The organism is Pseudoalteromonas luteoviolacea NCIMB 1942, assembly GCF_001625595.1.
GTDB lineage: Bacteria > Pseudomonadota > Gammaproteobacteria > Enterobacterales > Alteromonadaceae > Pseudoalteromonas > Pseudoalteromonas luteoviolacea_A.
The window spans coordinates 15,540-25,995 of the sequence record NZ_AUXT01000163.1 but is presented as its reverse complement, the minus strand read 5'-3'; the positions used below and the strand labels follow the sequence as shown (position 1 = coordinate 25,995).

General features: G+C 45.9%; 1 protein-coding gene. It reads right to left on the bottom strand.

The features are described from left to right. Nucleotide 1: 1 nt before the first annotated feature. Nucleotides 2-9,997 (bottom strand): hybrid non-ribosomal peptide synthetase/type I polyketide synthase, encoded by a 9,996-nt coding sequence (locus N482_RS12665; protein WP_063377379.1) that lies wholly within the window; start codon nt 9,995-9,997, stop codon nt 2-4. Nucleotides 9,998-10,456 lie beyond the last annotated feature (459 nt).

Sequence of the window (10,456 nt, the reverse complement as noted above, 5' to 3'; positions counted from 1 at the left end):
CTTACAAGTCCATCTCTGTCATGGATTGATCATCAAAAGCGGCGCTGATATCACGACCACTAACTATGTCACTAACAATTTCCACTTGCGCTTTGCCAGACACCTTAGTATCACCATACTCACTTATTCGTCTGGCTAAAGCTTGAATACTCGGATGCTCAAATACATCCGCCACAGTGCACCTTACAGAGAAATATCTATTCACTCTGGATACCAACTGCATAGCCAGTACCGAATTTCCACCACAGTTAAAAAAGCTAATTTCTGTACTCAGTGTCTGCACTGGGAGCAACTCGATAAAAAACGTGTGTAGTTGATTTTCAATAGGCGTGCTTGGTGCATGGAATATCTCACTTGAGGTAGCTTCCACTTGCGGTAACGCCAATGCTTTAAGGTCGAGTTTGCCGTTGGGGGTCAACGGCCATTTGGGTAGCCAACTAACATATTCAGGTACCATATAGCTTGGCAGCTTCATCAACAAATGTTGACGAATTGCACTATAACTCCACTGCACCTTGAGCTCACCATGTGCTAAACAATATGCGCATAGACACTCCGTACCCGCACTGTCACGCTTGACCAATACACGTACATCATCATTATCGAGCAGTTTTCGTATCTGATGCTCAACCTCAGCCAGCTCTATACGGTGCCCATGCAATTTGACTTGATTATCTAAGCGCCCTTGTAGCTCAAAACGCCCATCTGGTAAGCGGCGCGCTCTATCACCGCTTTTGTAAAGCCTTATTGGCGTGCCTAATAAGTCGAATTTTATGAAACTACGCTGGGTCAAGTCTGAGCGGTTTAGATAGCCTTTGGCTAATCCAGCTCCCCCTATCCATAGCTCTCCCCATACGCCGATAGGCAATGGCAAACTGTCACTTTGCGCATGTTCAGGCATAACAAATAACGCTGTATTATCTATGCCATCACCAATACAAATGTCACTTGCATCCGAGATGTGTTCGACGCTTGACCAAATAGTGGTTTCGGTTGGACCATACATGTTAAATAACTGCCCACCGCTATGCAGTACAGCACTTGCGAGACTTTGTTCCAAAGGTTCGCCACCACTTAATACTTTTAAACCCGCAATACAATTAGGCGATGCCTTAAGCAGTACTTTCCATAAGGTTGGCGTTGCTTGCATCACGCTTACCTGCTCACCCTCTAGTAATTCAGCGATTGCCAGAGGATCACTACACACGACCTCATCGGCTAGATATACAAATGCACCGCACATAAGTGGTAAATACAATTCCAAAGCAGCAATATCAAATGCAACAGTAGTCACCGCAAGTAAGCGGTCCGCGGCTTGCATACCAGGCACTTTCCCCATCGAAGAGAGAAAATTTGCCAATGCATCATGACAAATTTCAACGCCTTTTGGCCGGCCACTCGATCCTGAAGTATAAATAACATACGCCCTCTGCTGAGGCTCAATACTGCGGCTTGGTGCAATTGTGTTACATGACAAAATAGACTCAGATTCCTGATCGAGGTTGACGCAGTGGCAACAGCTTTCAAGCATGCCTTGTATGTCGCTGCATTGCTCATCGCACAAGACAAGATTAGTTTGCGAGTCCGTAAGAATGTCTCTGACTCGCGCTTGAGGAAATGTTAAATCCAGTGGTAAATAAGCGGCGCCCGTTTTTAATACCGCGAGTAATGTCACCAGCAACTCGCAACTGCGTGTCATTGCTACAGCAACTAAACACAGCCTATCAATGCCCTGTTGAATTAAATAATGCGCCAATTGATTTGAGCGCTTGTGTAGAGCTTCATAAGTCAGTTGATCTTTAGCATCTCGCACAGCGACTCGATTGGGCGTCTTGGCTACTTGCTCTGTAAAACCATCTAGCAACAAGGTCGCTTGTTGGCCCTTTTGTACCTTGGCGATTTGCTCTGACACTAATATCTTCTGCTCAGCGTCGCTGAGCATGGCACAAGCCTTATCTGACAAAGACATTTGCGACGTCATTGCAGCCAATAAGCCCACCCATGCTTGTCCATATGATTGCATCATGGCGACATCATATTTTTGACAATTAAAGTCCAACTCAAGTAACCAGCTATCGTTCACATTTAAGATATTACAATTCAAATCAAAGTGGCCGAAGCGCACCTCATTATTCACCATGTGTACCGTTGTCTCTGCAAACTGGGGAAGTTGAGCCATTCGATCTAAGTTGAACACCGTGCTGGGTAAAATTACATCTCGCTCAGTCAATGCTGAATATGGGTAATTTGCATGATCTAGCCCGTTTAACATTTGCGATTGAACTTGCTTCACCACATCGGCAAACGTACTTTGCACCGATAAAGAAACAACTACCGAAATCATATTCGTACAATAGCCAACCAACTGTTGATCTAACAACTCGGCATCAAATTGCTTAGCTAATAGCTGACGTGCAGAGACTGGCACATTGACCGCAATCACAGATTGTTGACTCAGCTTATGCAACCACACCACATACCCCGCCAATAAGGTTGCAAATAACCCACACCCTTGTGTTTTCGCCAGTACAGTGACGTTTTCTATAATCGCGGTGGGTATAGGTAACTTCAATTGCTGCACCTCATAGCTTTGCTGCTGAGAAGGCGACTGCTGTGTTGGTAGGATGAGGGATTCACATTGCGCTAAATTTTCAAGCCAGTAGTGCTCATCTTTACGGTATTGCTCAGACTCGCGATACAGCCCAAGCGCTGCTACATAGTCTGAATATCTTGGTGAGTGCCCAAAGTTTTTAGCATCCTCATTATAATGCGCAGCAATACGCTCAATAATGAGTTGCAGTGATATACCATCGCATACAATATGATGGGCCACTATGCTCAGGTAATGTGCTTCATCTGTGCATAACAATACAAAGCGACATAAGGCGTCTTGTTCAAGATCAAAAGGCAGATAACGCCACTTTGCAAGCTCCCTTTGAAGGGCTGCCGAATCGTATGTTGATGTAATATCCAACGTTTGCACCTTTAACTTTGGTGCTTTGCGCTGTATATGTTTTAGCTCATCAATATCGACCCCCATACTCAATATCAAAAACTCGCCGACTACTTCGTCAATGGCGTGACGAAGCTTATCCAATTGCACCTGACCACTGAGCTGAAGACTGGCTTGTAAATGATAAGCTAGAGCCCCTTGCTTCGAGCGCAATGCCAGCGCTAGTAATTGCTGTTGAGCTTGTGTAAGCGAGAATGAGGCGCTAACAGAAGTGGTGCCACATTCTTTGGTCTGCGATTGTGAAAAGTACCCTGCTTCTTTAAGCGCTAGCGCACTGACTTGCACCACCTCGATAATAGTTTCGATGTCTTTCTGGCTATGAGCGGCGCTTATAAAGCAATTGCGCCCTTCCCAAATGAATATCCCTCGATTAAGTAATTCATAAAAGAAAACATCCAGATTTTGTGCGAAGGTAAATCGAAACAGCGACGAGAATGCTTCAATCCACATTGGAATGCCATTGCGTTCAAAAAAAACATTCAAAGTGTTTTGCAGATAACTGGTTTTTTGTGAAAGCTGTTCCTGTAATTGTGGCCCATTGCGCTTGATTTCTCTTAACACGGCCGCCGCACTGACCATACTCAGCGGGTGCTTACAGAACGTACCCGCAAAGAATGTTGTGTCAGCTTGAGGGTATGAGTTATCGCCATATTGCCATTCACCGCCATCAATGCCATCTAAATACTCAGCACTGCCCGCAACCACTCCAATAGGTAAGCCGCCACCCACAATTTTCCCATACGTGGCCATATCAGCTTGGATCCCTAGCAACGCTTGTACTCCGCCAGGATGAGCACGAAACCCTGTGATCATCTCATCAAAGATCAGTGCAATACCCAACTCTTTCGTCAATGCCCGCAACTGTTTCAAAAATTCAAACGGTTGCAGCGCTGGGTGACGGCTTTGTACAGGCTCTACCAATACAGCGGCAATGGTATCTGCATGCTCGCGGATCTGATTTAAAGCAGACTGCTCACCATACTCTAGCACCAAGTTTCGGTTGATTGCCCCTGATTGAATACCCGAGCACATAGCTTCAACACCAGAGCCATCTGGCGTTGGTGTGGCCAATGTACCGTCATAGTGGCCATGATAAGCACCAGAAAACTGTACAATACGGTCTCGTTTAGTCTTGTTTCTTGCCAGGCGCACAGCAGTCATCACTGCTTCTGTACCTGAGTTGCAAAAAGTAACGCGCGCCAACCCTGTCAATTCAGACACCAGCTCAGCCACTTCACACGCAACCGGACTCGCTAACCCCAATTGCATGCCATTGTCCAATTGCTCAGTCAAAGCGGCATTTACAAATGCAGGCTTGTGGCCAAACAAGTTGACGCCAAAATCCATGGTGATATCTATGTACTCATTGTCATCAATATCCCAGATCCGTGCGCCTTCACAGCGTTTAGCAAAAATAGGGTAGAGCATCTCTTTGCTCGACAAACGAAATCCAGCTGAAGCTCGGCAATCGGCAAGGTGAGTGCGGTGTGCCGCCACCAACTGCTTAGAACTCGCTGTTTTTTGGCAATATGCTTTACCTAGGCTAACGGCATGCGCTCGAATCTGTGGAGAGCTTGCGACTGGTTTGAGTTGCTTTTGCCCAAATCCGGGGAGAACAGTTTGAGCGGACTGGTTAGCAACAGCTGGTGTATCCGCTAACGGTTTTGGCTGCTGAGGAAGACTTCCCTCACCGAGGCTTGCAGCCTCGCCGTTTAACCAACGCAGCTGTTGTGCAGTGACCGCTTCTAAGCTTTGCTTGGCAATTTCATGAGTAATTGACGCTGCAGCGTGCAACTGGGCTTGGCAGATTGACGCGATCAGTGTGTGTTTATCACCCACCGGAGCATGCGGCTCTATAATGGCGGTTTCGTTAGTATCCTTTGCGTCTTCTGGTGATGGCGCAGTGGATCTATTTTTAAGGTAATCACTATGCAAAATCACGTGCTCAACGAGCAAGTCAACACAACTCAGCTCCTCATAAAATTGTCGCACACTAAACTCGAGGTTAAACTGCTTTTCATAGGTGCGAACAGCGCGCATTATCATAAGCGAGTCAACCCCCATTTCGAGTAAAGGCAAACTCGTATCTATCTGCGCTGCGGGCATTGCCAGTTCACTGGCTAACGTATTCAGTACAAAGTCTCGAATCGCTGCATTTCTTTGCGTATCATCTACTAGCTCGTTGGCGAGGGCAGGCGCCGGCGCAAGTTGTGCCACCTTCGACACGGTGATCCAGTGCCGAGTCGGTTCGAATGGATACGGTGGTAGAGGTACTTTAGGCAATTGCGTGTTTTGTAACGCTGGGTAGATTTGTGACCATTGCAGTTTACACCCTGCTTCACTAATACTGGCTACGTCAGCTGCCAACCTTTCGCAATCATTACCGATCGAATTAAATACACTTAAGTACTCTGCATTCGCACGTGGCAAGTTCTCCTGAATGAGGGTGCTGAGTACAGGTTTTGGCCCTACCTCCAGCGCAATAAAGCGCGTCAATTTACCAAGTTCATCAATACAAGTATCAAACTTCACTGGTTGCACAATTTGTTCAACCCAATAACTGGGCTGAGTTAATGCTGCGCTTTCTGCCACGCCAGTTTGGGAGGAAATAAACGTATATTTTGGCGCTGAAAATGCTGTATTCTGTGCAACTTGAGCAAATTGCGACAGTACGGGTTCCATGAGTGGTGAATGGAATGCTCGAGCCGTGTTAAGCGCCTTAAAACGAATGTCTTTTTGTTCAAGTTTTTGGCATATATCGGCCATCGCATTATCACTGCCAGAGAAAACGACACCAGCCTCTCCGTGATATGCAGAGACCGCAGCTTCATTACTATATGGAGTAACAAGCTCTTGAGCTTGTTTACTTGAGCATCGCGCTGCAACCATTTTTCCATTTGCAGGTAATTGCTGCATCAATTCAGCACGTGCGGCCAGCAGTTCAAGACAATCGGGCAATGACATAACGCCAGCAATGCATGCGGCAGCATACTCACCCACACTGTGACTGACCAACACCTCTGGCTCGAGGCCAAAATTTATCCATAGCTTAGCCAGTGCGTATTCTACGGCAAACACGCAAAGCTGCGCCCAACATGCTTGATTAACCAACCCCCCTTCGGAGTCTTGATACAACACTTTGAGTAAACGCTCTTCAAAGTGTGTGCTCAGCAACGCATCACATTCATCGACTGCGGCTTTAAACACTGGCTGTGTTTCGTACAGCGCTCGCCCCATATCGGGATATTGGGCGCCTTGACCGGTGAACAAAAAGACCACTTTATCGGCTGTTTTTTCTTGATTATTTGGCGCTTGCTGATCTAGCTTGGCTGGGTCATGTAATGAATACAAATGCTGGATAAGATCTTCTTTACATGTTCCATAAAATGTTTGCTTTACGCCCTTGAGCGAGGGGCTTTCAACGCATTGATAAACCAGCGTGTTAAACTCTTGCGAATTTGCTGATGCTAATCGCTCTCCATAACGTCTCGCTAACTGTGCCAATGAGTAAGGTGACTTTGCACTAAGTGGCAAAACATAAAAAGGAGGGTCTTGGTGAAGCTCAGGAGACTGGTTTGCTTTGCTAGGTGCCGATGCACATATTACATGGGCATTTGTCCCGCCAAAGCCAAATGAGCTGACTCCCGCTAATGCAGTGTTATTGGCTGGTGTTGGCCAAGCCTCCAGTGTATCAGGAACGTTAATCGAAAATTTATCCCATGCAATATGTGGATTGAGTTTCTCAACATAGCACTGGGGTGGTATTTGCTGATGTGCAAAGCACAGTAACGTTTTAATGAGCCCTGCGAGTCCTGCTGCTGACTCAAGGTGACCAATGTTCGCTTTTACCGAGCCAACCTTCAGAGCTTCTCCTTCACGCTTATCCCCATACACCTGCTGTAGAGCCGATACTTCAATAGGATCCCCAAGCTCAGTGCCGGTACCATGAGCTTCTACGTATTGCACTTGATGTGGTGATACGCCTGCACTGTCCAATGCTGCGCGAATGACATCTTGTTGAGCTCGGCCATTTGGTGCAGTAATTCCATTACTACGGCCATCCTGATTTACAGCGCTGCCTTTCAACACCCCGTAAATAACGTCATTATCTTGCAAAGCTTGGGACAATGGTTTTAATAACACACATCCCACGCCTTCGCTTCTGACATAACCATTAGCATCAGCCGAAAAGGTTTTACAACGGCCGTCTCGCGCAAGCATCTGCGCATTGTTACAAGCTGTGCTAACATCGTCACTTAAGATCAGATTCACGCCACTGACCATAGCCATTGGTATTTGTTCTGCTCGTATCGCTTGCATCGCGTGATGCAATGCAACCAGTGACGACGAGCAAGCCGTATCAATGGCCAAACTTGGGCCCGTAAAGTTATAAAAATAAGAGAGCCGATTTGCTGCGATACTGAGCGCAGTGCCTGTACCTAGATAAGCATGATTTTTTTCAGTTTCTTGGCAAAGTGAAAAGTAATCGCTCTGAGAGATCCCGACATAGACTCCGACACGCTGCCCTGCCAACATCGCAAGTGTATAACCCGCCGATTGGATTGCATGGTAGCTATTTTCCAGCAGTAACCTCTGCTGCGGATCTATGTGGCTTGCCTCGCTCGGTGCAACCCCAAAAAGCGTATGATCAAATTTATCAATGTCCGCTAAGTATCCACCAAATCTATCACCATTGATATCTCTGCCTAATGACTTGCGAGCATCGCTCGGCAAAGATATCGCATCACCGCCAGACCGTAATAACTGCCATAGCGCCTCTGTATTTTCCGCTTCAGGGTAACGGCATGCCATACCAATCACTGCGATATCTTCTTCTCTTGAGGTCGTAGCCCCTTGAGATAAAGTGTCGGTTTTAGCCTGATTTTCTTCGCGCGCATTGCGCTGTGTTTGCGCACTGCTTTGAGGTCGTTCTAATTTATTCAAGGCCTGACGCACTTCATCAAATTGGCACAAATACTCAGCCAACTGAGTGATGCTTGGATATTCATACAACACGGTGGACTCGAGCTCAATACCGTGTAATTCCATCAGCTCACCCGAAATGCGTACAGCCTTCATGGAGTCAACACCCAATGATAGGAAAGATGCGTCCAAATCAAGTGTACTTGCTTCAACCCCCACTTCTAATGCGATAATTTGTTGCAGTATATGACTTGCTTCTATCACCTGAGACTGCAATTCATGCTGTGAACTCGCCACAGCTGAAGTTTGCGTATCGATACCACTGGCCGGCCGATATTCAGCCAATGGCTCAAATTGCGTTTCTAAATATTGCCGCCTATTTTCTTGGCGTTGAATTTTGCCACTCGAGGTCTTACATACACGCCCGGGTTTAATTAATAAAATATCGTGTGGTGTAATACCATGCTGTGCAACCACCGCAGCCGTGATATTAGCGAAGATTGCATCAGCATTGAGTTTTCGCACGGCAGTGCGCTTAACTTGCTGCACTATGACCAAGCGCTCTTCATCATCAACAGTAATTGAAAATGCCGCGCCTCCATTCGCATCAAGCGCTTCATCCGCTTCACTGACGGACAATTCGATATCTTGCGGGTAGTAGTTTTTACCACGAAGTATCAGCACGTCTTTTGAACGCCCAGTAACAAAAAGCTCCTGTTGATACAAAAATCCGAGATCGCCCGTACGTAAATAAGGCCCATCTTGACCATCACAAATATGCGCATCAAAAATGTCTTTACTCAGCTCAGGTTTATTCCAATACCCCTGTGCAACACTCGCACCTTTAATCCAAATTTCTCCAATTTCGCCATCTAAACAACGTTGCTCGGTATCTGGGTTAACTACCGCAACGATATGATTGTGCCAACTGTGGCCACTCGAAACCGCATAATAGTGAACTTCATCATTTATAAACTCGGTACTCGCAGGAGGCGTTTTCACCTCGGCGCGATTTTGCAGCATCACTTTGCTATCGAGGCAAAGTATGGTTGGCGTCTCAAGCGCATTGCCACCAGTCGCAAACAGTGTGGTTTCAGCCATGCCGTAGCACGGTGCAAGGTTTTCACGTCGAAAGCCACAGCGTCGAAACTTTTGATAAAACCGCTCAAGCGTACTCGCTCTTACGGGTTCAGCTCCGTTTAATGCCGATTGCCAATGAGATAAATCTAAATCCGCTAATTGCGCTTCAGTGACAGAGTCAACGCATAAGTCATAGGCAAAATTAGGGGCACTGGAAGTCACGCCTTTGAACTCACTTAATAGTTTGAGCCAACGTAGCGGCTTTTGTAAAAAGTATGTTGGGTTCATTAAACAGGCTGGAGCACCAATATAAACAGGCTGCAAAATACCGAAAATGAGCCCCATATCATGAAAGTGAGGCAGCCAGCTAACAATGGGCGTTGATTCATCATGCCCAAACGCTACCTTCATCATCTCTTCATTGTCGATAATATTGCCGTGGCTCACCATGACGCCCTTTGGGTCGCCAGTGGAACCAGAAGTATATTGTAAAAAAGCCAACTCATGTGCTTCTGGCTGGGCGACCTGCCAACTTGCCGGTATCTCATTTTTAATTGTGTCTGTTGCAAATAGTGCCAAGTTATTAAGACTTGCTTCAGCTTCAAACAAGGGCCTCGCTATGGCGTTTACTTTTTCACTGGTTAACACCCCTTTAGCACCGGCATCAAAAATAATACTCCTCAGTCGGGCGATATTTTGATTTTTCTTAGGAGGATAAACTGGCACTGCGACCACACCAGCGTACAAACAGGCAAAAAATGCTTCAACAAACTCAAAACCAGAGTTGTACAACAATAGGGCTCTATCTCCTTTGTCAAAATGGAGACTGAGCTGTGCGCCTATTTGTCGCGCTCGATAATCCAATTGTTGATAAGAAAGGGTTTTACTAGGGTGGTCGTCAGAGAAGAAGTAATGAAAAGCGGTATCGTCGCTACGCGTATTTGCCAATGTAACTAAAGCAGTCACCAAGTCTGTTTTCATGCCATGCCCGCAAAAAAGAGTGATTAAGTGATCTCTCAGTTATGAGCTAGGTCGACGTACTAAGTTGGAGATTTACGCAATTAGGTACTCTATCGCAATCCTAGCTATAACCATAAAATTGAATAAATATAATCAATTCAAAATTCACAACGAACACACCGAAAAATGCACGGCCTCACTAGGCCATCATTACATAGGTTATCGCCGCAAATTAACATGGCTGACTAACTAACACTTTGCTTAAAAGGTCGTTAGCCAACTGCGCCAAAGCCAACAAAAAGAACTGTTAAACAACAACTTAGTGAAAGCCCATTAAAAGAAAATGCTACTCACGCAGGCACGACAGCTAGACTACAAAATACAATACCTAGAATACTGAATATTCTTTTTTTAAAAAATACTGTGTCTATGATGCTAACACACAAAACAAAAAAATAAATCAAAATTACTTAAAATTAA